Here is a 23,648-nt window from a genome sequence, read left to right on the forward strand (position 1 = left end):
TACGGATTCTCAAGGGTTCGACGGACACCACGTGCGTGCGAGCGTGATCGTGCGACCGCAACGAAAGGTGTTCGACATGAAGATCACGGTTATCGGTGCCACCGGCCTCATCGGCTCCAAAGTGGTTCCCCTGCTCGAAGCCGGCGGCCACACGGTGGTCGCGGCGTCCCGCGGAAACGGGCTGGACGTGCTCACCGGCGAAGGTGTGGCCGACGCGCTCGATGGCGCCGACGCGCTGGTGGACCTGACGAACTCGCCGTCGTTCGAGGATGACGCGGTGATGCAGTTCTTCACCACCTCGACCACCAACCTGGTGCGGGCCGCCGCCCACGCCGGCGTCGACCACTATGTGGCGTTGTCGATCGTCGGTGCCGATGGGCTGCCCGAAAGCGGCTACATGCGGGCCAAAGTCGTCCAGGAGAGGATCCTGCGCGAATCGGGGCTGCCCTACACGATCGTGCGGGCCACGCAGTTCCAGGAGTTCGCCGAGGCCATCACCGAATCGCTGACGATCGACGGTCAGGTGCGCGCCCCCGACGGGATGATCCAGCCGATCGCAGCCGACGACGTCGCGGCACAGGTGGCCGGCGTGGCCGCGGCGCCGGCCCGCAACGGCTACGTCAACATCGGCGGACCCGACAAGATGTCGTTCGCCGAGATGGCCAGGTCGGTGCTGCGCGCCAAAGGCGACGACCGGCCCGTCGTCGTGGACTCGCAGGCCACCTACTTCGGCACCCCGGTCGATGACCACAGCCTGGTCACCGGCGACGACGCCGTCATCACGCAGATCCGCTTCGCCGACTCGATGGCCAACCGGTAGCGGCAACTCGTCACCTAGCGCTCACGGACACGTCACTTGCGCGATGCCGTCCGGAGATGCGGCGGCGCGACCGTGCAGCCATGAGCACTGCTTCTGTCCTCATCCCCGCCGGCCAGGCCGGCACCGTTTCCGCTCCGCGCTACACCCTGCTGCTGTCCACCGACGCCGCGCTGATCGAGGCCGCGCAGCGGCTGCGCCACGACGTGTTCAGCACCGAACCCGGCTTCCAACTCAATACCGCCACCGACGCCGACCGGTTCGACGAGTTCTGTGACCATTTGCTGGTCCGCGACGACGCCTCCGGGGAGCTGGTCGGCTGCTACCGGATGCTGCCTCCGCCAGCGGCCATCGCCGCGAAAGGGCTCTACACCGCAACCGAATTCGACGTGCGCGGGCTCGACCCACTGCGCCCTCACCTGGTCGAGATGGGCCGCGCGGTGGTGCGTGCGGATCACCGCAACGGCGCGGTGGTGCTGCTGATGTGGGCCGGCATCCTGGCCTACCTGGACCGCCGCGGCTACGACTACGTGACCGGCTGCGTGTCGGTGCCGATCCACGGCGCCGACGACGCCGTCCCCGGGCGGCAGATTCGCGGGGTGCGCGACTTCGTGCGGCGCCGACACGCCGCCCCGGCGACGTACACCGTGCACCCGTACCGACCGGTGATCGTCGACGGTAAGGGCCTCGATGACATCGACCCGCCCGCCAAGGTCAACGTCCCGGCGCTGATGCGCGGCTACCTGCGCTTGGGCGCGCAGGTGTGCGGGGAGCCCGCGCACGACCCCGACTTCGGGGTGGGCGATTTCCCGGCGCTGCTGGACAAACGCCGCGCCGACACCCGCTATCTGCGCCGGCTCAGATCGGTGCAAGTGGCCGGCGGGATCGCGTCGTGACCAGCCCGTGGCTGCCGCAGGCGACGTGCGATGCCGGCTGCGTCGACGCCGGCGCGACGACGCCCGGTAACCGTGTGGTGGTCGCGTGGCGTGTCGCGGTGCGCGTCACGCTGGCGCTGGCGACGTTGTCGGCGACGCCGCTGATCGCCACGCCCGTGCCGGGCAGATCCCGCGTCCAGCGCAGCTACTGCCGGCTGATGTTGCGCTGCCTCGGTGTGCGAATCACCGTGTCGGGCGGGCCGATTCGCAACCTGCCCGGTGTGCTGGTGGTCAGCGGGCACGTGTCGTGGGTCGACGTGTTCGCGATCGGCGCGGTGATGCCCGGCCGCTTCGTCGCCAAATCGGAACTGATCAGCTGGCCGGGTCTGGGGTTGCTGGCCCGGCTGGTGAAGGTCATCCCGATCGAGCGGGCCAACCTGCGGAGGCTGCCCACCGTCGTCGACACCGTCGCCGCCCGGCTGCGCGCCGGGCACACCGTCGTCGCGTTTCCGGAGGGCACCACCTGGTGCGGGCTGGCGCACGGCCCGTTTCGGCCCGCGATGTTTCAAGCCGCCGTCGACGCGGGCAGGCCGGTCCAACCGCTGCGGCTGAGCTACCACCACCGCGACGGCCGGCCGTCGACCACCGCCGCCTACATCGGCGACGACAGCCTGCTCGCGTCGATCCGCCGGCTGATGACCGTACAGCGCACGATCGTGCGGGTGCAGGTCGCGTCGCTGCAGTTGCCGGGCGGCGACCGCCGTGAGCTCGCCGCCCGCTGCGAATTTGCGGTGCGTGGCAGCCGGACCCGCCGGGGCGGAGCGCACGCGTTGGCGGCCTGACCGCGGGACCCGGACCATGCCGACCCGGCCGCTAGACTTGAACGGTTATGACCTCGCCGACTTCGCGCCCGAGGGGCTCATCAGGGCCGGTCTACCTCGATCACGCCGCCACCACCCCGATGCACCCCGCTGCCATCGAGGCGATGACGGCCGTGCTGGGCACCGTCGGCAACGCATCCTCGCTACACGGCACCGGGCGCGCGGCGCGCCGCCGGATGGAGGAGGCCCGCGAGGCGCTGGCCCACCTGCTGGGCGCGCGGCCGTCGGAGGTGATCTTCACCGCGGGCGGCACCGAGAGCGACAACCTGGCCGTCAAGGGCATCTACTGGGCCCGCCGCGACGCCGAGCCCCGACGCCGCCGCATCGTCACCACCCCCGTCGAGCATCACGCGGTGCTGGACGCGGTGCAGTGGCTCGTCGAGCACGAAGGCGCCGAGGTGAGTTGGCTTCCTGTGCAGCCGGACGGTTCGGTGCCGCCGGCCGCGCTGCGCGAGGTGTTGCAGCGCCACGACGACGTCGCCCTGGTGTCGGTGATGTGGGCCAACAACGAAGTCGGCACGATTCTGCCGGCCCCCGAACTGGCGGCCGTCGCAGCCGAATTCGATGTGCCGATGCACAGCGACGCCGTGCAGGCCGTCGGCCAGATCCCGGTCGACTTCGCGTCCAGCGGCCTGTCGGCGATGAGCGTCACCGCACACAAGTTCGGCGGGCCCACCGGTGTCGGGGCGTTGCTGCTGCGCCGCGACACCGCCTGTGTGCCGCTGCTGCACGGCGGCGGCCAGGAACGCGATGTCCGTTCGGGCACACCGCATGTCGCCGGCGCGGTGGCGATGGTAGCGGCCGCCAAGGTGGCAGTGGAGGGTCTGGACGCCCACAGCGCCCGGGTGACGCGACTGCGCGATCGGCTGATCGAGGGCGTGTTGTCCAGCATCGACGACGTGCATCTCAACGGGGCCGTCGGGTCGGGCCGGCTGCCGGGCAACACCCACTTCACCTTCCGTGGCTGCGAAGGCGACTCGCTGTTGATGCTGCTGGACGCCAAGGGAATCGAGTGCTCGACGGGTTCGGCGTGCACCGCGGGGGTGGCGCAGCCGTCGCACGTCCTGATCGCGATGGGCACCGACCCCGCCCACGCCAGGGGGTCACTGCGGTTCTCGCTGGGGCACACCAGCACTGAGGCCGACGTCGAGGCCGCGCTTGCGGTTCTACCCGCCGCCGTAGAGCGCGCCCGTCAGGCGGTGCTGGCCAGTTCGGGAGCGGTGGACTAGTGCGGGTCCTCGTGGCGATGAGCGGTGGTGTCGACTCCTCGGTCGCCGCCGCCCGGATGGTCGATGCCGGCCACGACGTCGTCGGCGTGCACCTGGCCCTGTCGGCAGCGCCCGGCACGTTGCGCACGGGGTCGCGGGGATGCTGCTCGAAGGAAGACGCCGGCGATGCCCGACGCGTCGCCGACGTGCTCGATATTCCGTTCTACGTATGGGATTTCGCCGACCGCTTCGCCGAGGACGTGGTCGAGGACTTCGTATCGTCATACGCGCGCGGTGAGACGCCGAACCCGTGTGTGCGGTGCAACGAACGCATCAAGTTCTCCGCGTTGGCGGCGCGCGCGTTGGCGCTGGGCTTCGACGCGGTGGCCACCGGCCACTACGCGCGCCTGGTCGACGGTCGGCTGCGCCGCGCGGTGGACCGTGACAAGGACCAGTCCTACGTGCTGGGTGTGCTGACCGCCGAACAATTGCGCCACGCCCTGTTCCCGATCGGCGACACCCCCAAGGCCCAGATCCGCGAGGAGGCCGCGCGTCGCGGCCTGGCGGTGGCTGATAAGCCCGACAGCCACGACATCTGCTTCATCCCGTCCGGGGACACCCGCGCGTTCCTCGGCGCCCGCATCGGCGTGCGCAGGGGAGCCGTGGTCGACACCGGCGGTACGGTCCTGGCCGAACACGACGGTGTGCACGGCTTCACCGTCGGACAGCGCAAGGGGTTGGGCATCGCCGGCCCCGGCCCCGACGGTCGGCCCCGCTATGTCACCGGAATCGATGCCGAAACGAGCACCGTGTACGTCGGCGCCGCCGAGGAACTGGACATCTGGACGCTGGCCGGCGAACGCCCCGTGTTCACCTCGGGCGTCGCGCCGACGGGACCGGTGGAGTGCGTCGTACAGGTGCGCGCCCACGGCGGGATCGCCGACGGTGTAGCGCAACTGAGCGACGAACAGTTGGTGGTCGACCTGCGCGCTCCACTGCGCGGGGTGGCGCCCGGCCAGACCATGGTGCTGTATCGCCCCGACCCGCAGGGTGACGAGGTCATCGCGAGCGCGACCATTCGTCGCTGAACCACAGACGGTGGTTCCGTCCCCGGATAACGGCTAATATAAATGAGTCACATCCGTTAAATCCGGGATCGGAGGCCGCCGAGTGGACGACGAAGCCCAAGCGGCCGCGGCCCGGCCGCCACGAGATCGGTTGCCGCGCAACCGGCAACGAGAACGAATCCTCGCGTTGGTGCGCAACCACGACGGCGCGGTGGATGCCGCCGCAATCGCATCGCAGATGGGCCTGCACGTGACGACCGTGCGCTTTCATCTGGACGCGCTGTGCGACGAGCAGGCGATCGTGCGCACGCGGTTGCCCCGCGCCGGGGCCGGTCGGCCGCGCACTGGCTACCTGGCGGTGCAGGACCGCCTGGACTACCGGGTTCTCGCCGAGGTGCTGGCCATGGAACTCGGCAGAACCGAGGAGGTCCGCCGCGAGCGGGCCGAGCGTGCCGGGCGACGCTGGGTGGACCGGATGAGTTCGGCGCCCGAGGACGATGCGGGGTCGGGCGAGGCGGCCGGTGATGCGCTCGAGCGCCGGGCTGTTGCGGCAGCCAAAGTCTTTGCCCGCATGGGCTTTGCGCCCGAGCTCCTCGCGCCGGAGCGATCGTGTCAGCGGCGCGAGCGGATCATCAGGCTGCATGCCTGCCCCATACGTGAACTGGCGCGGTCGCACCCCGAAGTCGGCTGCGGCCTTCACCGCGGGGTGTTGGCGGGACTGGTTCGCGATACAACGATGTCCGCGGAGCTCGAGCCGTTCGTCGAGCCCGAGCTCTGCCTGGCGAGGGTGGTGTCAAATGACTGAAGCTGCAGGATATGTGCAACTGCTCGTGCCGACCCTGTGGCTCGGCATGGTGCTGGCCATATCGTTTCTCGAAGCACCGCTGAAGTTCGGGGCGCCCGGCGTGACGCTGCCGATCGGGCTCGGCATCGGCCGACGCGTGTTCAAAGCCCTCAATGGTGTCGAGATCGTGCTTGCCGTGGTGCTTTTGGCGGCCACCCTGATTGCCAAGCCCTCGACGGCGGTGTTGATTCTGGTGTTGGTGGCAGCGGCGGTGCTGGCCGTTCAGGTGGTCTTCGTGCGTCCGCCGCTGACAAAGCGCTCGAACCGGGTCCTCGCCGGTGAGACGCTGCCCCGCTCGAACATGCACTACGTCTACGTGGGCCTGGAGCTCGTCAAGGTCGGCGCGCTGATCGCCCTGGCCATCGTGTTGGTCTCCCGGGTGGTCGAATACCTGCTTTGACCGTCGATTCAGTGCGGCGTCAACGCGCGGTTGCGAATGTGGGCTTCGGCGCGAATGCGCGGCACCATGTGGGGATAGTGCAGTTCGAACGCGGGCCGCTCGGAGCGGATGCGCGGTAGTTCGGTGAAGTTGTGCCGCGGCGGCGGGCATGTGGTGGCCCATTCCAGCGAGTTGCCGTAACCCCACGGGTCATCGACGAGAACCGGTTCGCCGTAACGCCAGCTCTTGAACAGGTTCCAGGTGAACGGCAGCATCGAGACCCCGAGGGTGAATGCGCCGATTGTGGACACGACGTTGAGCGTGGTGAAGCCGTCGGTGGGCAGATAGTCGGCGTAGCGGCGCGGCATGCCCTCGTTGCCGAGCCAGTGCTGCACCAAAAACGTGGTGTGGAAGCCGATGAACGTCAGCCAGAAGTGCAGCTTGCCGAGTCGTTCGTCGAGCATTCGCCCGGTCATCTTGGGAAACCAGAAGTAGATGCCGGCATAGGTGGCGAAGACGATGGTGCCGAACAGCACGTAGTGGAAGTGCGCCACGAGGAAGTAGGTGTCGGTGACGTGGAAGTCCAGCGGCGGGCTGGTCAGCATCACCCCGGACAGGCCGCCGAGCAAGAACGTGAGAAGGAAGCCCACGGAGAACAGCATCGGCGTTTCAAAGGTCAACTGGCCCTTCCACATCGTGCCGATCCAGTTGAAGAACTTGATGCCCGTCGGCACCGCGATCAGATAGGACATGAACGAGAAGAACGGCAGCAGCACCGCGCCGGTGGCAAACATGTGGTGCGCCCAGACGGCGGTGGACAGCGCCGCGATGCCGACGGTGGCGTAGATCAGCGTGGTGTAGCCGAAGACCGGTTTACGGGAGAACACCGGGAAGATCTCGGTGACGATGCCGAAGAAGGGGATCGCGACGATGTAGACCTCGGGGTGGCCGAAGAACCAGAACAGGTGCTGCCAGAGAATGACGCCGCCATTGGCCGGGTCGTAGACGTGCGCGCCGAGATGGCGGTCGTAGGCCAGGGCGAACAGCGCGGCGGTCAGCAGCGGAAAGACCATGAGCACCAGGATCGAGGTGACCAGGATGTTCCAGGTGACCACCGGCATCCGGAACATCGTCATCCCGGGTGCGCGCATGCACACCACCGTCGTGATCATGTTGACCGCGCCCAGGATGGTGCCAAGGCCGGCCAACCCGAGCCCGAAGATCCACAGGTCACCACCGGCACCCGGGGAGTGGATGGCGCTGCTCAACGGCACGTACCCGGTCCAGCCGAAATCGGCTGCACCGCTGGGGGTGAGGAAGCCCGACACGGTGATCAGCGCACCGAACAGGTAGAGCCAGTAGCTGAACGCGTTGAGCCGCGGGAAGGCCACGTCGGGGGCGCCGATCTGCAGCGGGAGGATGCAGTTGGCGAACCCGAACACGACGGGTGTCGCATACAACAGCAGCATGATCGTGCCGTGCATGGTGAACAGCTGGTTGTACTGCTCGTTGGATAAGAACTGCAGGCCGGGCGCCGTCAGCTCGGTGCGCATCAGCAGCGCCATCAGCCCGCCGGCCACGAAGAAGGCGATCGACGTCGCGATGTACATGATCCCGAGGACCTTGGGATCGGTGGTGGTCAGCAGCTTGTAAACCAACGAGCCCCGCACAGCTCGGGTGGGCGGGGAAGGTCGGGTGGGGGCGAGCTCCTCAAGGACGCTCATGAGCCGTCACGCTCTGTGGCGCAATCTGTTTCAACGATCGGACGCATAGTCGTCCCCTTTTCGCCGAGTACGTTGTTTAAATGACTATAGTCCTCTAAATCTGACGGCGGAATATCGGGCTGTGGGGTTTCTTACAACTTCTAGTTGTAGTAACGTGCGGGGTATGACGTACGTAATCGGTCAGCCCTGTGTGGACGTCAAAGACCGCGCCTGCGTAGAAGAGTGCCCAGTGGACTGCATCTACGAGGGCGGCCGCATGCTCTACATCCACCCTGACGAATGTGTGGACTGCGGTGCCTGCGAACCGGTGTGCCCGGTGGAGGCGATCTACTACGAGGACGACCTGCCCGAGGAACTGGAGCCCTACACCGAGGACAACGCCAGGTTCTTCACCGAGACGCTACCGGGGCGCAGCGAGCCGCTCGGTTCGCCCGGCGGCGCGGCAAAGCTGGGCCCCATCGACGCCGACACCGAACTGGTGACCAACCTTCCGCCCCAGGGGGAGTGATGCGCCGGCGGCGGCGCGATCGCATACTCGACGCGTTGCGTAACTCCGCCGAGGCGCGCAGCATCGCCAGCCTGGCAAGCGAAATCGGAGTGCACCCCAACACGATTCGATTTCACGTCGATGCGCTGGGAAGGAACGGCCTCGTCGAGCAGGTGCCCGATCGGGCGGCGACACGGGGTCGCCCGCCGGCCCGGTACCGTGCCACCCGCAGGATGGATCCCGCCGGGCCGACGAACTATTTCCTTTTGGCGGCGGCGATGACGGACTACTTCGCGGCCCACGCGCCCGACCCGGTACGCGACAGCACCCGTTTGGGCCGATCGTGGGGTACGACGCTGACCAAGGACCGGATGCAACGGGCGTCGTCTGCGCGGCAGGCCGTCGACGACCTGGTCGATGTGCTGGCCGAGACGGGGTTTCGTCCTGAGCAGCCGACGGGGCGGGTCGTGCGCGACATCAGGTTGCGGCACTGCCCGTTCCTCGAGGTGGTCGACCGTCACCAGCCCGTGGTCTGCGCGCTGCACCTCGGGCTGATGCAGGGAGCGTTGACCGCGATGCAGTCACCGTTGGCCATCGACGGCCTGGACCCCTTGGTCGAACCGGATCTCTGCGTCGCGCACCTGCGAAACTAGTTCGGAACCTTGTCCAGGATATTGGCCATCACGATGGTGGGCACCGAGGCCGGAAACCTGCACGCCGTCACCTCGACCAGCACGACGTTTTTCACGCGGTACTCCCGTCCGCACCCGTTGTCGGTGCGGGTCTGTAAAGAATCGGCTCCGAACGTGGCCTCACCGACGAACATCGGTCCCAACGGCATTGCCCGACAATCGTCTGCGCGCGCGACCAGATTGTCGAAGGCCCGGCGCGCGGTGTCGGGATCGCGGTAGGCGGCCGCGCCCTGCGAGATCAGGCCCCCGCCGGGTGGATGCTGAAACGTCGTCTTGTGGAACTCCTCGATGTCAGGGCCGAAGATCTGGGTCTCGGCGAACACCCATCGGCACTGCGGCGGTGTCGATTCGGCGAACTGGTCGATATCGACGGGGATCTTGCCGTCCATCGTCGGAATGACGGTGAGGTCGTCGCCGGCTCCGGTGATGGCGCGCATCTGCGCCTGGTCGAGCATGATCGTGTCAACGTCCAACGGGGACAACGAATCATCGTCGATGCCCGGTACGGCCCGCACGGCACTGCCGCTGATCGCCTGAGTGCAGCCGGCCGCCACCAGCGCCGCTGCGCACCACAGGACCGCCGATCCCGCCGCTACCCGCATGGCCTTCCTCCCAACCCTTGAGAAACGAGGTTAGCCCGATCGCATACTGTCAAACGAGTGAGCGTTTTCGCTGCCGCGACCGGAATCGGATCCTGGCCTGGAACATCGGCGCGTCAGGCCGCCGAGGTGATCGTCGGCGAACTGCACACGCTGCCGCACCTGGCCGAGTTACCGGCCCGCGGTGTCGGCGCCGACATGATCGGACGCGCGGGCGCGCTGCTGGTCGACATCGGCATCGACACCATGCCGCGCGGCTACCGCATCGCCTCGGGTCGCAGCGCGGTGTCGCGGCGCTCGATGAGCCTGCTCGACGAGGACATCGACGCCTTCGAGGAGGCGTGGGAGAAGGCGGGTCTGCGCGGCGGATCGCGGACGGTCAAGGTGCAGGCGCCCGGGCCGATCACGCTGGCGGCCCAACTCGAGCTCGCCAACGGCCACCGCGCCATCACCGACCGCGGCGCGCTACGCGATCTGGCGGCGTCGCTGGCCGAGGGGCTGGCCGTGCACCGCGCGCAGCTGGCCCGGCGGCTGGAGGCCGCCGTCGTCGTACAGGTCGACGAACCGCTGCTGACCGACGCCCTGGACGGCAGGCTCACCGGGGTGACCAGCATGACACCCGTGCACCCGGTCGACGAATCGGTCGCGATCGAGCTGCTCGACGACTGCGCGGCCACCGTCGGCGCCGATGTGATACTGCACAGTTGCGCCTCCGAGGTGCCGTGGAATCTCTTGCAGCGCACCGCAATATCGGCGGTATCGGTCGACGTCGGCACGCTGGGCGCCGCTGACCTCGATGGGATCGGTGAGTTCGTCGAATCCGGTCGCACGGTGCTGCTGGGCGTCGTCCCCGTCGCGGCGCCGGCGGTCCGCCCGGACGCCGAAGAGATCGCCAAGGCGGCGGCCGCCGTCACCGACCGGCTCGGGTTACCTCGATCAGTGCTGCGGGAAAGGATTGGCATCACGCCGGCCTGCGGGCTCGCCGGAGCCACGCCGCAGTGGGCGCGCACCGCCGTCGAGCTGGCGCAAAAGGTCGCCGACGGGTTCGCCGAGGATCCGGACGCGATCTGACGGGGCCGGCTCGCCCCGGCTCGCCCCTTCGCCCCGCTCGCCCCGCTCGCCCCGCCGATTTCTGCGCCAGGGCTGTGCCTCGCGCCGGATCGCGACCCTCCGGCAGAAATCAGCGAAGAAACGCAAACAAAACGCAACCGCAGGGTTGCGCATCGGGTGTCCGCCCGTTAGCGTCACAGGCAACCAGGAGGTTGCACATGAATTCCGATCGAATCGAAAAGCAAATCGTGCTGAAGGCTCCGCTCGAACGGGTCTGGCGGGCCATCAGCGACGCCGACGAGTTCGGCCAGTGGTTCGGCGTCCGTTTCGACGCGCCGTTCGTCGAAGGCGCCGAGCTCACCGGGGTCATGACGCCGACGGCGGTCGACGAGGACATCGCCAAAAGCCAAGAGGCGTATGAGGGTATCGCGGAGACCTGGTGGATCGTCGCGGTCGAACCACCGCGGCGACTGGCCTATCGCTGGCGCCCATACGTCGTCGAAGAAGGCGAGGACGGGCCCACCACGCTTGTCGAGTTCACGCTGCAGGAGACCGCCGACGGTGTGTTGTTGCGCATCGTCGAGTCCGGTTTCGATGCCATCCCCGCCGATCGTCGGGCGTCGGCGTTCGAAGACAACAGCACGGGATGGGCGACGCAAACCGAACTGGTGCGCAGGTACGTCACGATGAGCGAGACGGTGTGAGCGCCTCGGCCCTCGTCGAGCGGGCACCGGTGTTCGATGCGTTGGGCGACGCCAACCGGCTGCGCATTCTGACCCGGCTGTGCGACGGCGGGCCCAGTTCGACGACCGAAGTGACGCAAGCGGTGCCGGTCACCCGGCAGGCCGCCACAAAGCATCTGGTGCTCTTGGAAGCTGTCGGCCTGGTGAGCAGCCAGCGTCGTGGTCGGGAACGCATCTGGCGGATCCAGCCCGAGCCGCTGACCGACGCCAGCGACTACCTGACGAGTTTGTCGCGTCGCTGGGATCGTGCGATCGACCGATTGCGCGCTTACGTCGAAGATGAATAGTGAGCAGGTCTGACAATTTGCGTGGCTTAGGCGAGATTGTCGATGTTCGCCATTGCCGCGTGCGACAATCATGGTGGTTCAGCGCCGAATCGTCTTTGCCAGTCGCAGGAGAGTAATGGTGGCCCGACTAAACCCGCGCGGGGCGGCGGTCGTCGGTGTCGTATCGGTATTTCTCCTGATCGGCGGCCCCGGCATGGCGACGGTGACAGCGGATCCGGGCGGTTCGCGCGGCGGCGGCTCGGATCGCGGATCCAGCGCCGACCGCGGCGGCGGGCACGGTCGCGGCGGCTCGAAGAGCAACCACAACCACCGCGGCGATCGCCACGACTTCGACCGCGGACGCCGAGGCGACGACCGCGACAACAACGGCGGCTGGAACCGCGCCGGCAGCGACGGCCCCCAGTCCCGCGTCGGCTCCGGGCGCGAACTACCTCAGCAAGCCGCACCGAACGCACGGGCCGGCGTCGCCGCCCGCGCTCCGGTCAGCGAGGCGCCGCCGCGGGCGAACCCGCCTGCGATCGGCGGCCGTTCGGCCATCGCCAGCAGCCCGCCCGTCGAGGCACCGGCCCCGGTCGTCCCTGCACTCGAGACCGGCGCCACCGGCGCGGACGGCTCCGAACCGGCCGCCGGACCGGCGAACACATTCGAGGCGCCCCGGGTCATCGTCGGCAACGGCCGCGAACCCGGCCTGCAGAGCACCGATCCGGCGCCGCGTTGGCAGGCCCCCGCGCCGACCCCGGCCGTCGCGCCGCCTGCGCCCCCGCCTGCGACACCTCCGCCCCATCCGACCCCTCCGGCACCGCCGAGGTGGCTGCCCCATTTCTCCGCGCCGCCGGCCTTGGCGAAGCAGTTCTCGGTCGCGCCGACGGCCGACTGGACGTCGTTGTGGGGTCTCATCGGGTTGCTGTTGCTCCCCGCCGCCGGTGCCGCGTTGGGCTACCGGCAGGCGCGCGCCGCGCAGACGGCCGACCGCCTGCACCGGCGCTGAGTCAGCTACGCAGGTCCTTGCGCAAAATCTTCCCGGACGCCGATTTGGGGATCGCGTCGATGAAAGCTACCTGACGCACCTTCTTGTACGGGGCGACCTGACCGGCGACGAACTCCATCACCTCGTCCTCGGTCAGCTGTGCGTCAGACTGCTTGACCACGAACGCTTTCGGTACTTCTTCGCCGTCGGCGCCGGGCACCCCGACCACCGCCGCGTCGGCGACGCCCGGATGACCCAGCAGCACCGCCTCGAGTTCGGCGGGTGGCACTTGATAGCCCTTGTACTTGATCAGTTCCTTGAGGCGGTCGACGATGTACACGCAGCCGTCGGCGTCGATCTGCGCCAGATCACCGGTGTGCAACCAGCCCTCGTCGTCGATGGTCTCCCGGGTGGCGGCCGCGTTGCCGAGGTAGCCGGCCATCACGTTGGGCCCCTTGAACCAGAGCTCACCGGTTGTGCTGAGACCCTCTGCGGGCGGGAGGATTTCGTCGCCGGTCTCGGGGTCGACCAGCTTGGACGCGGCGTTGGACACCGTCCAGCCCACCGAGCTCAGCGGCGCGACCATGCCCATCTCCTGGCGTCCGCCGTCGAACGGGGTGATGTGGCTGACCGGGCTGAGCTCGCTCATCCCGTAGCCCTGAACCACGGTGCAGCCCAACCGTTTGGCGACGGCGTGGCCGAGATCGGCGTCCAGCGGTGCGGCCCCCGACATCACGGTGTTCAGCGACGACAGGTCGTATTCGTCGACCATCGGGTGCTTGGCCAGCGCCACGGCCACCGGCGGCGCGATGAACACGATCGTGCACTTGTGGGTGGCGATGTTGGACAGGAAGGCCTCGAGGTCGAAGCTGCCCATGATCACCAGCCGGGCGCGCGCATGCAGTGCGGCGTTGAGCAGCACCGTCATTCCGTAGATGTGGAAGAACGGCAGCACCGCCAGGATCGTGTCGTCGGGCACCATGCCGTGCAACGGCCTGATCTGCGCGACGTTGGCCACCAGGTTGCGGTGCGTGAGCATCACGCCTTTGGGGTTGCCGGTGGTTCCCGCACTGTAGGGCAGCACCGCCAGATGTGTCGACGGTGCGAAGCTGACGTCGGGCGGTCGCAGGCCCGGTTCCATCAGATCGGCGGCGTTGGGATGGCCGGTGGCGGCCAGCCCGTCCCCGTCGAGCACGACGAGGTTCTCGTCGGCCAACCCGACCGCGCGTGCGGCCTCTTGAGCTTGGGCCAGCAGCAGTGTCACGGTGACCAGCATCTTGGCTTTCGAATCGGTCAGCTGCTTGGCGATGTCCTTGGCGGTGAACAGCGCATTGACGGTGGTGGCCGTCGCCCCGGCACGCAGGATGCCGTGAAACGCCACGGCGAACCCCGAACTGTTCGGCGACAGCAGCGCGACGACGTCGCCGACACCGATCCCGCGTCCGGCCAGGGCGCCGGCGAACGCGTCGACGCGGCCGATCATCTCGCGATAGCTGGTCTCGCGGCCGGACTTGGCGTCGATCAGGGCGATCCGGTCGAGGTCGTCCTCGGCGATATCGCCGAACAGGAAGTCGTAGACGTTGGTGGACGGAATGTCGACTTCGGGAAAGGGACTGGCGAAACTCAAGACGCCTCCGATCGGATGATGGTCCGCCGCTTACCCGCTCACCCTACGTCGAGGCGGTTGATGAGCTTCTTCGGCGCTACCAATCGAAACGACGCGTCGATCAGCTCACGCACCTCGCCCCAGTCGATCTTCTTGGTCGCGGTCAGATCCAGGCCCAGCCACCCGGACGGCCCCATGTAGGCGGGGTAGTAGAAGCGGCGGTCGGCTTCGAGCGCACGGCGGTCGCTTTCGTCGACCTTGACCAGGACCGAATGCGGGTACTGGACGTATTGGCCCTTGGTCTCGGTCTTGGCGCTGCCGCCGTACATGGCGAAGATCTTCGGGGCGCAGAACACCGGCCTGCCCCAGGAGATTTTCTCGAACGCCTCGGGAAACCCCAACGCGATCTCACGCACCTGCGCCAGCCCAAGGTCGTCGTCGCGGAACATGATCGGGTGCGGCATGCCCGACAGGGTAACGGCGGGACTGCGCGCCGGTGACGTCAAACCGACGCAATGGTCGATTCGGCGGCCGGAAACCAGCCGAAGCGTCGGTCTGGAAGACACCGCTGATCTGGGCGCACGACGGTGGCTGTCGGCGGGCTCGGTTAGCCTTCGAGGGTGAGTTCCGAGGCAACGCCGGACCCCGAGAAGACGCTGGCCGAACAGGTCGAGGACGCCCCCGACGCCGACGTGCGACGGCGCTGGCAGGAACTGGCCGACGAAGTGCGCGAGCATCAGTTCCGCTACTACGTGCGCGACGCGCCGATCATCTCCGACGCCGACTTCGACAAGCTGCTGCGGGAACTGGAGGCGCTCGAGGACGAGCATCCCGAGTTGCGCACCCCCGACTCGCCGACGCAGTTGGTCGGCGGCGCCGGCTTCGCGACCGACTTCACCGCTGCCGAACACCTGGAGCGGATGCTCAGCCTGGACAACGCCTTCACCCCCGAGGAGCTGGCCGCGTGGGCCGCGCGCATCAAAGACGAGATCGGCGACGACGCACACTTTTTGTGCGAGCTCAAGATCGACGGGGTGGCGCTGTCGCTGGTGTACCGCGACGGTCGGCTGGAGCGCGCCGCGACCCGGGGTGACGGACGCACCGGCGAGGACGTCACGCTCAACGCCCGCACCATCGACAACGTTCCCCAAAAGCTCACCGCCACCAAGGAATGCCCGCTGCCGAAGGTTCTGGAGGTACGCGGCGAGGTGTTCTTCCGGGTGACCGACTTCGAAGAACTCAACGCCGGCCTGGTCGCCGAAGGCAAGCCTCCGTTCGCCAACCCGCGCAACAGCGCGGCCGGATCGTTGCGGCAGAAGAACCCGGCCGTCACCGCGCGCCGCAAACTGCGGATGATCTGCCACGGCATCGGTCGCGCCGAGGGCTTCCGCCCGGACTCGCTGCACGAGGCGTACCGCGCGCTGCGGGCGTGGGGGCTGCCGGTTTCCGAGCACACCGCCCGGGTGCAGGGGATGGAGGCCGTCACCGAGCGCATCGCCTACTGGGGTGAACACCGCCACGAGGTCGAGCACGAAATCGACGGCGTGGTGGTCAAAGTCGACGAGGTGGCGCTGCAGCGCCGACTCGGGTCGACGTCGCGGGCGCCGCGGTGGGCGATCGCCTACAAGTACCCGCCCGAGGAGGCCCAGACCAAACTGCTCGACATCAAGGTCAACGTGGGCCGCACCGGCCGGGTGACGCCGTATGCGTGGATGGAGCCGGTCAAGGTCGCCGGTTCCACGGTCAGCCAGGCCACGCTGCACAACGCCTCGGAGGTCAAACGCAAGGGCGTGCTGATCGGGGACACCGTGATGATCCGCAAGGCCGGCGACGTGATCCCGGAGGTGCTGGGACCCGTCGTGGATCTGCGCGATGGCTCCGAGCGCGAATTCGTCATGCCCACAACGTGTCCGGAGTGCGGCACCACGCTGGCGCCGGCCAAGGAGGGCGACGCCGACATCCGCTGTCCGAACACCCGGTCCTGTCCGGCGCAACTGCGCGAGCGAGTGTTTCACCTGGCCGGCCGCGGCGCGCTCGACATCGAGGGCCTGGGCTACGAAGCGGCCGTCGCGCTGCTCACCAGCGGGGTCATCACCGACGAGGGTGACCTGTTCACGCTCGGCAGCGAAGACCTGTTGCGCACCGAGCTGTTCCGCACCAAGGACGGCAACTTGTCGGCCAACGGCAAGCGGCTGCTGGTCAACCTGCACGAAGCCAAAACCCGTCCGCTGTGGCGGATCCTGGTCGCGCTATCGATTCGGCACGTGGGCCCGACGGCTGCGCGGGCACTGGCCACCGAGTTCGGCAGCCTGGAGGCGATCATGTCGGCCTCCGAGGAACGGCTGGCCGCGGTCGAGGGTGTCGGGCCGACGATCGCCGCGGCGGTCACCGAATGGTTCACGGTCGACTGGCATCGCGCGATCGTCGACAAGTGGCGCGCTGCGGGGGTGCGCATGGCCGACGAACGCGACCAGAGCATCGAACGCCACCTCGAGGGGCTCTCGATCGTCGTCACCGGGTCGCTGGCCGGGTTCTCCCGCGACGACGCCAAGGAAGCCATCGTCGCGCGGGGCGGTAAGGCGGCGGGTTCGGTGTCGAAGAAGACCGCCTATGTGGTCGCCGGTGATTCACCCGGGTCCAAGTACGACAAGGCGGTCGAACTCGGTGTGCCGATCCTCGACGAGGACGGCTTTCGCCGGCTGCTGGAAACCGGACCCGACGGGGTGTGACTTCTTTCTCCTCTCCCCGAGATCGACGAAATGGCGAGAACTACTCGCACTTTCCCGCGCAAATGTCCCTGTCGGCGACAGGGGAGGTGCGGTGAAGGAGAGCCGCGCGCGTTTGTCACCCCGGCCCACCGGGCACCCGAGTGGACGAGTGACAAGGAGTTCTGATGGCAATCTGCGATACCTGTGGCAATGAGTACGACAAGGCGTTCACCGTGACGTGGGGCGATGGTGAGAGCGCAACCTTCGACAGCATCGAATGCGCCGCCTCGCAGTTGGCGCCCGAATGCGCACACTGTGGCTGCCGCATCCTGGGCCACGGCATCGAAACCCCCGACGCGATCTTCTGCTGCGCACACTGCGCGCGCAAAGACTCCAACGCCGACGTCAACGACCGCTACCCGGTGCCGGCCGGCGGCTGACTCACCGGTAGCCCTTGCGGATATCGTCGACGATGCGCGGATGGTCCAGCGTCGACGGCGCCAACCACTGCGGACGCACGTCGCCGCCGAATACCGTCGCCGCGTCGAGCACCTGCTGATCGAGGTACCGCAACTTTGGTGCGTCGGCGGGAACCGTCGGCGTCGGCGCGCTTGACCCGTTGCGCGCCAACACCATGCCCCAGTCGCCGAACGTCGGCACATGCACGTGGTAGGGCGTGACGGCGTAGCCGGCCGCCCCGATCGTGGAGACCGTGCGCCAGAACGCCGTCGGCGTCGCGAACGGGCTGCCGGCCTGCACCGCCATCAGCCCGTCGGCGGCCATCACCCCGCTGATCAACGCATAGAACTCCACCGAGTACAACCGGCCCAGCGCCGGGGTATCCGGGTCGGGCAAATCGACGATCACCGCGCCGAAACCGCCCGGCGGTAGGCGGTCGGGCGGGGTCTCGCGCAGCCACCGCATCGCGTCGTCGAGGACGACATCGACCCGCGGATCGTCGAGCGCGCCGCCGTTCGCCTCGCGCAGCGTGGTGCGGGCCATCTGCACCACCGCGGGATCCAACTCGACCTGCACGATCGTGTCGACCCCGGGCTGGCGCAACACTTCCCGAGCAGCCAGGCCGTCACCGCCACCGAGGATCAGCACCGAGCGCGCACCCTCACCGAGCGCGGGATAGACCAGGCTCTCGGTGTACCGGTACTCGTCGCGGGTCGAAAACTGAAGCCCGCCATCGAGATACAGCCGGGTGTCATCGCCGCGGCGGGTGACCACGATCTCCTGGTACGGCGATCGTTCGAGCGCGACGATCGGATCGGCATACAGCCGTTGCCGTGTCGAGGTCTCGATGTCGCCGGCGCGCACCAGCAGCGTCACCAACACCGCCAGTGCGGTCGCCAAAACCGCCAGTGCCGTGGCGAATTCGCGTGCGCTGACAATCCGGCGCAGCAGGAACACCGCCACCACCGCGGCCGCCACCACATTGATGACACCCGTGGCCGCGGCACCGCGAATCATGCCCAGCTGCGGCAACAGAATGAACGGCCAGATCAGCCCACCGATCAGCGCACCCAGATAGTCGGCGGCATTGAGGTTGGCCAGCACCCGCCCGGTGTCGGCGGCGCCGGAGATGCGGCCTCGCTGCAGCAGGGTCATCAGCAGCGGCACTTCGGCGCCCACCAGGCTGCCGATCAACAGGGTGCCCACCACGAGCACCCACAGTGAACCGCCGACGAACGCGAACGCCACGTACAGCGCGGCCGCCGATAGGCCGCCGATCAACGCCAACAACGTCTCGACGGCGATGAACGTGATGGCCGCCCGCCCCAGCAGCGGTTTGACCAGCAGCGCCCCGGCCCCGAGCGCGGCGACATAGCCCGCGACGATCAACGACATCGCGACGATGCCACCGCCGTGCAGGCTCGCCGACAGCGTCAGCAGGGCCAGTTCGTAGACCAGTCCGCACGCCGCGCACGCCGCGACCGCCGCGAGCAGCAGGGCGCGCCACCGCGTCGTCCCGACCTGCGGCGCCGCCTCCGGTGGACGCTCGGTCGCCGTCATGACAGCGCGGCGGCGTTCACCCCTCCCACGGCCAGCAACGTCACGGCGGTGGCGATGGCCGCGGGATGCAGACGCTCATCGGCGATGAGGTCGCGGAAGCGCCCGGGGACCACGATTTCGAGCACGATGAGCGCCACGCCCTGCAGCGCCACCCCGACCAGCCCGTACACCGCGGCATCCACCAGGCCCTGGCCCAGTTCGCTGGAGCTGGCGATGATCGCGGTGGCGACCACCAGCGCCAGCGCGGCGTACATGCCGCACGCGACGGCGACGGCGTTGGGTCGCCGCTCGACGAACACCAGCTGGCGCAGGTTGCCCGGCGTGAGCGCGTCGACCATCACAAAACCGGCCGCCAGCACAAAGACGCCGATCGCGAAGTACAGCAGCGCGGCAACGACGTTCTGCACGAGGTTTTCACCGCTGACCGTTCCGAATTCGACGGCGGCGGAATACATGTCGAGGGGCATCTGCTCTCCTTAACTCATTGGTCTTGGTGCGCACATCATTTCGACCCACCCGGGCCGCCAGGACTGCCGCCCGCACCGCCCGCCGGAGACCCGGGGAAGAAACCGGGCCCCAGGAATATGAAACCGCCGTGGCTGTATCGGGCGTTGGTGTCCTCGACGCGGATACTGCAGGGGCGATTGCCGTCCGGCCCGACGATGACGATGTCGTCGTCGTAGCGCAGGTACTGCGAGCCGCGGTCGGTGGCGCGCGCCTCCGGGCTCTTGTAGTCGGCCAGCCGGTCGGCCACCTCGGCCGGTGAGCCGTTGCACTCGTAGCTGGTGGCCTGTGCGCCGTGCGAATACGCGGGGTAGGTCTCGGCCACATGTGTTCGGATGTCGGGCAGCATCGACACGCCGATGATCAAGCACACGATCCCGCCGAGGGCGAGCCCGCCGGACAGCCAGAACAGGCCGGTGCGGCTCATGGCCGCCACCGGCTGCTCGTGTGCACGACGGTGCCGCCGCCATCGGGATCCGGGTAGAGGTGCCAGGTCCGCCACCGCCACCCGTGGCCGTCGGGTTCGGCGGCCAACGCCGTCAACGCGGCGTCATCGCCGGGGAACGCGCCGCCCAGCCATCCGGGCTCCCGCGCGCAGCGGGTACGCAAAAGCTGCGCCAGCGCCCGAAAGCTGCTCTCGCCGTGGGTCTCCTGACGTGACTCGAGCAGGTAGCCGGCGGCGGCGGCGCGGTGCGGCAACTCGGTGGAGGCCTCGGCAGTACACGAAACCTCCTCCGAGAAAGCATGTTTCGGGTGTTCGACGGTGACCATGTGGGAGGCTCCGAGCACCCCGAGCACGAGTTCGCCGCCGTCGGGATGGGTCAGCCGGCAGGCGGCCAGGGGTGTCGGCGCGGCGGCGTTGAGCGCGAGCCGCAGCCCGGCCCCGGAAACGTCGGCCGGGCTGACGGCCAGGTGGTGCAGGGGCAACGACGTTCCTAAGCGTTGGGTGGTGGAGCCGGGTACACGGTCAATTCGCCTGGAAGCACCGGGTTTCCGACGGAAACCTCCCACGGCATGTCCGCTGCCCAACGCTCGAACCCGAGAAACGACGTCTCGTCGGCATCGGCGTAGTCGACGAATTCCATCTCGCCGCCCGCGGGTAGGCCGGTGGTGCCCTCGGTCGTGAAGGAGGCGCGACCGCGTTCGGTCTGCCGGTAGGAGACCCCGTCCACCTCGAGTGGACCGTTGGGTTGTTGCGTGACGTCCTTGCGCCGCCGCCACGTCATCAGTTCCAGCCGGCCCTCGTCTTCTTCGACGCTGAACCACAACGGTTCGCTACCGCCTTCGAGTAGGTGCTCCCACCACACGAACGGTCCCTGACGCAGTGTGACCGAACCGCGCACGACGTAGTCCAGCCCGCCGTGGGAGACGATCGCGCCTGGCCCGAGCTGGCGCGGCCCGAATTGCGGCATGGTCGCAGCGAACTTCAACGGGTCTTGGCGTCCGGTGTCGGTTTCGGACTTCTTCGGCCGGCGCAACGCCACGACCAGCACGACGATTGCCGCGATGAGCAAGATGATGGCGACCAGGATTAGCAACGTGTCCACGCAGAGCCCTTCCGTACGGTTTGCGGCGGTGCGTCAAGCGGATATCAGCTCACGGTACAGGCTGGCTGGTGTCCCGGGTCAGCGCAGAATCGTCGCGACGATCCCGGCCAGGTAGCCCAACCGGGCGATCTCCGAGGGCCGGAACTGCGGTCCGCCCGGTCGCCCGACCACGAGCGCCGTGTGAGGATCACCAAGGGGCGCGGCGGCCAGCGTCGTATTCATTTCGCGCCACAGGTCGGGCACCCAGTCGGCCGTCGCGTCCAGCGCTTCGGGACGCTCCAGCGGCAGCCAGGGTGTTTCGGCCGTTCTCGTCTCCGGTGCGCCCCCGCTGCCGACGACGCGGTGCGGCCCGGATTCGGCCAGCCGGACCACCGAGGCCCACCCGACCCGCAGCACCCGGGGCGCCTCGTCGACGAGCACCTGCAGCTTGTCCTTGTCGGAGGCCGCCGCCACGCGGTCGATGAGCTCGAGTTCACGATGGGCCTCCAGCAGCCCGGTGTGCGGACGTACGGAATCGACGCGGACGCCGTCGATCTTCTCGGCGGCGGTGATCAACATGTCGGGCATCGCACCAGGCGGCAGCTCGACGACGAGGTCGTCGATCGCGATTCCCGAACCCCGTTCGACCACGTCGAGGGACAGGATGTCGGCGCCCACCGAACCGAGCGCCACGGCCAATCCGCCGAGGCTGCCCGGCCGGTCCTCGAGCTGGACGCGCAGCAGATACGAAGGCACGCGCACACTGTTACACAGCCTCCGGTGATCGGCAGCGCGGGCGCTGATCCGGCGGTCGTTAGGGTTGACGGCGTGTCACAGATCTCTCGAGACGAGGTTGCCCACCTCGCGCGCCTGGCCCGGCTCGCCCTGACCGATGACGAGCTGGACGGCTTCGCCGGCCAGTTGGACGCCATCATCGGTCACGTCAGCCAGATCCAGGCCGTCGACGTCGCCGGCGTCGAGGCCACCGACAACCCGCTGAAAGACGTCAACGTGTTTCGGCCCGACGAGGTTGTGCCGTCGCTGACCCAGGACGAAGTCCTGGCAGCGGCGCCGACGGCCGTCGAGGGCCGGTTCGGCGTTCCGCGCATCCTCGGGGAGGCCGAATGAACGAGCTCCTGCGGTCGGACGCGGCGACGTTGGCCCACAAGATCGCCACCAAGGAGGTGTCCTCGGCGGAGGTCACCAGGGCGTGCCTCGATCAGATCGCTGCCACCGACGAGCGCTACCACGCGTTCCTGCACGTCGCCGAGAACCGCGCGATGGCCGCGGCCGCCAGGGTCGACGCCGCGGTGGCGGCCGGGGAGGCGTTGCCTTCGCCGCTGGCCGGTGTCCCGGTGGCGCTCAAGGACGTCTTCACCACGACCGATATGCCCACCACCTGCGGGTCCAAGATCCTCGACGGCTGGCGCTCGCCGTACGACGCGACCGTGACCGTGCGGCTGCGGGCGGCGGGCATCCCGATCCTGGGCAAGACCAACATGGACGAGTTCGCGATGGGCAGCTCCACCGAGAACTCGGCATACGGCCCCACCCGCAACCCGTGGGACGTCGAGCGGGTGCCCGGCGGATCCGGCGGCGGCAGCGCCGCAGCGTTGGCGGCGTTTCAGGCGCCGCTGGCCATCGGTACCGACACCGGCGGGTCGATCCGGCAACCCGCGGCGCTCACCGCGACCGTCGGGGTGAAGCCCACGTACGGGACGGTGTCGCGCTACGGGCTGGTGGCGTGCGCGTCGTCGCTGGATCAGGGCGGGCCGTGCGCGCGTAGCGTGCTCGACACCGCGCTGCTGCACCAGCTGATCGCCGGACACGACCGGCGCGACTCCACGTCGTTGGACGTCGAGATACCCGACGTGGTGGGTGCGGCGCGCGCCGGCGCTTCCGGTGACCTCAAAGGTGTGCGGGTCGGGGTGGTGCGCCAGCTGCGCGGCGACGGCTATCAACCGGGGGTGCTCGAGTCGTTCAACTCCGCGGTCGCCCAGCTCACCGCGCTGGGCGCCGAGGTGACCGAGGTGGATTGCGCGCACCTCGACTACTCGACGGCCGCCTACTACCTGGTCCTGCCGTCGGAGGTGTCGTCGAACCTGGCGCGGTTCGACGGTATGCGCTACGGCGTGCGCGTCGGCGACGACGGCACCCACAGTGCCGAAGAGGTGATGGCGTTGACGCGCGCTGCCGGCTTCGGTCCAGAAGTCAAGCGCCGCATCATGATTGGCACCTACGCGCTGTCGGCGGGCTACTACGACGCGTACTACAACCAGGCCCAGAAGGTCCGCACGCTGATCGCGCGTGACCTCGACGAGGCCTATCAGCGCGTCGACGTGCTGATCTCGCCGACCACCCCGACCACCGCATTCGGGCTGGGGGAGAAGGTCGACGACCCGTTGGCGATGTACCTGTTCGACCTGTGCACGCTGCCGCTGAACCTGGCGGGCCACTGCGGTATGTCGGTGCCGTCCGGCCTGTCCTCCGACGACAACCTGCCGGTGGGCCTGCAGATCATGGCGCCCGCGTTGGCCGATGACCGGCTGTATCGGGTCGGCGCCGCCTACGAAGCCGCGCGGGGTCCGCTGCCGACGGCCATCTAGCCGCCGGGCGCACGCAAGTTGTACGCAAACGTCGAGTAGGGGCGCAAACAACCGTGCGC

At 68.5% G+C, this 23,648-nt stretch carries 27 protein-coding genes; 17 read left to right on the forward strand and 10 right to left on the reverse strand.

What is annotated here, in order from left to right; all coding sequences use genetic code 11:
- The first annotated feature begins 76 nt into the window (after positions 1-76).
- The 7 genes from ABQE93_RS13730 (at position 77) to ABQE93_RS13760 (ending at position 6,092) form a co-directional block, all read left to right on the forward strand.
- A complete protein-coding gene (locus ABQE93_RS13730) occupies positions 77-820 on the forward strand; it encodes an SDR family oxidoreductase (protein ID WP_448408607.1) in 744 nt (247 codons plus the stop codon).
- A gap of 80 nt (positions 821-900) precedes the next feature.
- On the forward strand, positions 901-1,713 hold the full coding sequence (locus tag ABQE93_RS13735) for a GNAT family N-acetyltransferase (RefSeq protein WP_448408606.1): 813 nt from the start codon (positions 901-903) through the stop codon (positions 1,711-1,713).
- Positions 1,710-2,534: a lysophospholipid acyltransferase family protein gene (locus tag ABQE93_RS13740; RefSeq protein WP_448408604.1), complete on the forward strand. Its 825-nt coding sequence runs from the start codon at positions 1,710-1,712 to the stop codon at positions 2,532-2,534. The genes ABQE93_RS13735 and ABQE93_RS13740 overlap by 4 nt, the downstream gene beginning before the upstream one ends.
- A gap of 47 nt (positions 2,535-2,581) precedes the next feature.
- Entirely contained in the window at positions 2,582-3,802 is a 1,221-nt protein-coding gene (locus ABQE93_RS13745) for a cysteine desulfurase family protein (protein ID WP_448408602.1), read from the forward strand.
- Positions 3,802-4,869 (forward strand): tRNA 2-thiouridine(34) synthase MnmA, encoded by a 1,068-nt coding sequence (mnmA, locus tag ABQE93_RS13750; RefSeq protein WP_448408600.1) that lies wholly within the window; start codon positions 3,802-3,804, stop codon positions 4,867-4,869. Before ABQE93_RS13745 ends, mnmA begins: the two co-directional genes overlap by 1 nt.
- 82 nt (positions 4,870-4,951) lie before the next feature.
- Positions 4,952-5,653 (forward strand): helix-turn-helix transcriptional regulator, encoded by a 702-nt coding sequence (locus ABQE93_RS13755; protein WP_448408598.1) that lies wholly within the window; start codon positions 4,952-4,954, stop codon positions 5,651-5,653.
- On the forward strand, positions 5,646-6,092 hold the full coding sequence (locus tag ABQE93_RS13760) for a hypothetical protein (protein WP_448408596.1): 447 nt from the start codon (positions 5,646-5,648) through the stop codon (positions 6,090-6,092). Before ABQE93_RS13755 ends, ABQE93_RS13760 begins: the two co-directional genes overlap by 8 nt.
- Positions 6,093-6,100: 8 nt before the next feature.
- Here ABQE93_RS13760 and ctaD read toward each other — a convergent pair whose 3' ends face one another.
- A complete protein-coding gene (ctaD, locus tag ABQE93_RS13765; protein WP_448408595.1) occupies positions 6,101-7,795 on the reverse strand; it encodes an aa3-type cytochrome oxidase subunit I in 1,695 nt (564 codons plus the stop codon).
- Between the two features lie 163 nt (positions 7,796-7,958).
- On the opposite strand from ctaD, the gene fdxA reads away from it, so the two are divergent.
- Both fdxA and ABQE93_RS13775 read left to right on the forward strand, forming a co-directional pair.
- A complete protein-coding gene (fdxA, locus tag ABQE93_RS13770) occupies positions 7,959-8,303 on the forward strand; it encodes a ferredoxin (RefSeq protein WP_448408594.1) in 345 nt (114 codons plus the stop codon).
- Complete coding sequence (locus ABQE93_RS13775; RefSeq protein WP_448408592.1) at positions 8,303-8,935, forward strand: helix-turn-helix transcriptional regulator; 633 nt, start codon at positions 8,303-8,305, stop codon at positions 8,933-8,935. The genes fdxA and ABQE93_RS13775 overlap by 1 nt, the downstream gene beginning before the upstream one ends.
- On the opposite strand, the gene ABQE93_RS13780 is transcribed toward ABQE93_RS13775, so the two are convergent.
- Positions 8,932-9,576, reverse strand: a complete 645-nt coding sequence (locus ABQE93_RS13780; protein WP_448408590.1) for a sensor domain-containing protein — start codon at positions 9,574-9,576, stop codon at positions 8,932-8,934. The two genes, ABQE93_RS13775 and ABQE93_RS13780, sit on opposite strands and share 4 nt — an antisense overlap.
- Before the next feature lie 57 nt (positions 9,577-9,633).
- On the opposite strand from ABQE93_RS13780, the gene ABQE93_RS13785 reads away from it, so the two are divergent.
- The 4 genes from ABQE93_RS13785 to ABQE93_RS13800 all read left to right on the forward strand — a co-directional run bounded on the left by ABQE93_RS13785 (position 9,634) and on the right by ABQE93_RS13800 (position 12,641).
- On the forward strand, positions 9,634-10,644 hold the full coding sequence (locus ABQE93_RS13785) for a uroporphyrinogen decarboxylase/cobalamine-independent methonine synthase family protein (protein WP_448408588.1): 1,011 nt from the start codon (positions 9,634-9,636) through the stop codon (positions 10,642-10,644).
- A gap of 197 nt (positions 10,645-10,841) precedes the next feature.
- Entirely contained in the window at positions 10,842-11,327 is a 486-nt protein-coding gene (locus ABQE93_RS13790; protein WP_448408586.1) for an SRPBCC family protein, read from the forward strand.
- A complete protein-coding gene (locus ABQE93_RS13795) occupies positions 11,324-11,653 on the forward strand; it encodes an ArsR/SmtB family transcription factor (RefSeq protein WP_448408584.1) in 330 nt (109 codons plus the stop codon). Before ABQE93_RS13790 ends, ABQE93_RS13795 begins: the two co-directional genes overlap by 4 nt.
- Before the next feature lie 118 nt (positions 11,654-11,771).
- Complete coding sequence (locus tag ABQE93_RS13800; RefSeq protein WP_448408582.1) at positions 11,772-12,641, forward strand: hypothetical protein; 870 nt, start codon at positions 11,772-11,774, stop codon at positions 12,639-12,641.
- Between the two features lies 1 nt (position 12,642).
- On the opposite strand, the gene ABQE93_RS13805 is transcribed toward ABQE93_RS13800, so the two are convergent.
- A complete protein-coding gene (locus tag ABQE93_RS13805; RefSeq protein WP_448408581.1) occupies positions 12,643-14,247 on the reverse strand; it encodes a 4-coumarate--CoA ligase family protein in 1,605 nt (534 codons plus the stop codon).
- Between the two features lie 38 nt (positions 14,248-14,285).
- Positions 14,286-14,690, reverse strand: coding sequence for an MmcQ/YjbR family DNA-binding protein (locus ABQE93_RS13810; protein WP_448408579.1), 405 nt, complete (start codon positions 14,688-14,690; stop codon positions 14,286-14,288).
- Between the two features lie 156 nt (positions 14,691-14,846).
- On the opposite strand from ABQE93_RS13810, the gene ligA reads away from it, so the two are divergent.
- Positions 14,847-16,955 (forward strand): NAD-dependent DNA ligase LigA, encoded by a 2,109-nt coding sequence (ligA, locus tag ABQE93_RS13815; protein WP_448408577.1) that lies wholly within the window; start codon positions 14,847-14,849, stop codon positions 16,953-16,955.
- A 164-nt stretch (positions 16,956-17,119) separates the two neighbouring features.
- Positions 17,120-17,374: a metallothionein gene (locus ABQE93_RS13820; protein ID WP_448408575.1), complete on the forward strand. Its 255-nt coding sequence runs from the start codon at positions 17,120-17,122 to the stop codon at positions 17,372-17,374.
- 1 nt (position 17,375) lies between these two features.
- Here the strand turns inward: ABQE93_RS13820 and ABQE93_RS13825 are convergent, their stop codons facing one another.
- The 6 genes from ABQE93_RS13825 to ABQE93_RS13850 form a co-directional block, all read right to left on the reverse strand.
- Complete coding sequence (locus ABQE93_RS13825; protein WP_448408574.1) at positions 17,376-18,953, reverse strand: polyamine aminopropyltransferase; 1,578 nt, start codon at positions 18,951-18,953, stop codon at positions 17,376-17,378.
- Positions 18,950-19,408: a DUF350 domain-containing protein gene (locus tag ABQE93_RS13830; RefSeq protein ID WP_448408717.1), complete on the reverse strand. Its 459-nt coding sequence runs from the start codon at positions 19,406-19,408 to the stop codon at positions 18,950-18,952. Before ABQE93_RS13830 ends, ABQE93_RS13825 begins: the two co-directional genes overlap by 4 nt.
- Positions 19,409-19,455: 47 nt before the next feature.
- Complete coding sequence (locus tag ABQE93_RS13835) at positions 19,456-19,884, reverse strand: DUF4247 domain-containing protein (RefSeq protein WP_448408572.1); 429 nt, start codon at positions 19,882-19,884, stop codon at positions 19,456-19,458.
- Entirely contained in the window at positions 19,881-20,384 is a 504-nt protein-coding gene (locus ABQE93_RS13840; protein ID WP_448408570.1) for a DUF2617 family protein, read from the reverse strand. Before ABQE93_RS13840 ends, ABQE93_RS13835 begins: the two co-directional genes overlap by 4 nt.
- An 8-nt stretch (positions 20,385-20,392) precedes the next feature.
- Positions 20,393-21,004: a DUF4178 domain-containing protein gene (locus tag ABQE93_RS13845; protein ID WP_448408568.1), complete on the reverse strand. Its 612-nt coding sequence runs from the start codon at positions 21,002-21,004 to the stop codon at positions 20,393-20,395.
- 78 nt (positions 21,005-21,082) lie between these two features.
- Positions 21,083-21,739, reverse strand: coding sequence for an ACT domain-containing protein (locus ABQE93_RS13850; RefSeq protein WP_448408567.1), 657 nt, complete (start codon positions 21,737-21,739; stop codon positions 21,083-21,085).
- A gap of 72 nt (positions 21,740-21,811) precedes the next feature.
- Here ABQE93_RS13850 and gatC point away from each other — a divergent pair, with 72 nt between their 5' ends.
- Positions 21,812-22,111 carry an Asp-tRNA(Asn)/Glu-tRNA(Gln) amidotransferase subunit GatC gene (gene gatC, locus ABQE93_RS13855; RefSeq protein WP_448408566.1) on the forward strand — a complete coding sequence of 100 codons (300 nt, stop codon included), beginning with the start codon at positions 21,812-21,814 and terminating at the stop codon, positions 22,109-22,111.
- Positions 22,108-23,589, forward strand: coding sequence for an Asp-tRNA(Asn)/Glu-tRNA(Gln) amidotransferase subunit GatA (gatA, locus tag ABQE93_RS13860; RefSeq protein ID WP_448408565.1), 1,482 nt, complete (start codon positions 22,108-22,110; stop codon positions 23,587-23,589). The genes gatC and gatA overlap by 4 nt, the downstream gene beginning before the upstream one ends.
- Positions 23,590-23,648: the final 59 nt, after the last annotated feature.

It is taken from the genome of Mycolicibacterium sp. XJ662, from assembly GCF_053484035.1.